The sequence below is a fragment of the Burkholderia sp. Bp9140 genome (assembly GCF_003853425.1).
Classification (GTDB): Bacteria; Pseudomonadota; Gammaproteobacteria; order Burkholderiales; family Burkholderiaceae; genus Burkholderia.
Genome location: NZ_QTPQ01000105.1, coordinates 1 through 1,361, shown reverse-complemented (window position 1 = coordinate 1,361; position 1,361 = coordinate 1). Strand labels below are relative to the sequence as shown.

At 65.0% G+C, this 1,361-nt stretch carries 1 protein-coding gene and 1 pseudogene; both read right to left on the bottom strand.

Annotated features, from left to right (window positions below; translation table 11 throughout):
• A pseudogene (locus DIE21_RS36795) lies at positions 1 to 166 on the bottom strand (ABC transporter ATP-binding protein); the annotation flags it as partial.
• Positions 167 to 188: 22 nt separating this feature from the next.
• Positions 189 to 1,361, bottom strand: a 1,173-nt coding sequence (locus tag DIE21_RS36790; RefSeq protein ID WP_124502202.1) for an ABC transporter permease subunit, incomplete at its 5' end; no start/stop codon positions are given.

The window sequence follows — 1,361 nt, the reverse complement described above, 5'->3', positions numbered from 1 at the left end:
CGATCTCGCCTTCGCGCAGCGACAGGTTCGCGTCGTCGAGCACGAGCAGTTCGCCCTGCGTCTTGTTGAAGCCGCGGCAGACGTGATCGACACGCAGGATTTCCTCGCCGAGGCGCGGTGGCTGGGACGTCTGGACGGGGGCGTTTACAGCATTCGGATTGTGCATCGCGTTTCGCTCTCAATCGGTCTCAGTCGAGCCGCAGCTTCGCTTCGGCGAAGGCATACAGCGGGCGCCACAGCAGGCGGTTGAACAGGGTAACGAACAGGGACATCACGGCGATGCCCAGGATGATCTTCGGAAAGTCGCCGGCGGCCGTGGTCTCTGCGATATACGCACCGATGCCGTGCGCCTCGATCTTGGTCGTGCCCCACTGCACCGCTTCCGACACGATGCTCGCGTTCCACGCGCCGCCCGACGCAGTGATCGCGCCGGTCACGTAGTACGGGAAGATGCCCGGCAGGATCGCCTGGCGCCACCACTGCCAGCCGCGGATCCGGAAGTTCGTCGCCGCTTCGCGATAATCGTTCGGATAGGACGTCGCGCCGGCAATCACGTTGAACAGGATATACCACTGCGTGCCGAGCACGATCAGCGGCGACAGCCAGATGTCGGCGTTCAGGTGGAAACGCGCGATCACGATCACGAACACCGGGAACAGCAGGTTGGCCGGAAACGCGGCGAGAAACTGCGCGAGCGGCTGCAGCTTCTCGGCGAGCTTCGGGCGCAGCCCGACCCACACGCCGATCGGCACCCAGATCACCGATGCGATCGAGATCAGCACCACCACGCGCAGCAGCGTGATGAGCCCAAGGACGATCACGTGGCCGACCTCGGCCATCGTCACGCCGGTCGACACGAAGCTGACGACGCGCCACACGATATAGAGCGTGCCGATCAGCACGAGCGCCGCCCACGCGATGTCGACCGTGCGCGACGCCTTCTTCTCGACTTTGGGCAGCGTGAAGCGCATCGCGCCCGACAGCGGCAGGCGCAGCGGAATCCGCGCGGCCTTCGCGAAGAACCAGCCGGCCGGCACCAGCAGCTGATGGATCAGGCGCGTACGGCGCACGAGGTCGAGCAGCCAGGATTGCGGCGCATCGCCCGATGCGGTGTTCTCCATCCGGAACTTGTCGGCCCACGCGATCAGCGGACGGAACAGGAACTGGTCGTACGCGAGGATCACGACCGTCATCGTGAGGATCACCCAGCCGATCGCGCTGAAGTTCTGGTCCGAGATCGCCTGCGCGAGGTACGCGCCGATCCCCGGCAGCGTGATCGTGTGATTGCCGACGGTGATCGCCTCCGACGCGACGACGAAGAACCAGCCGCCCGACATCGACATCATCATGTTCCAGATCAG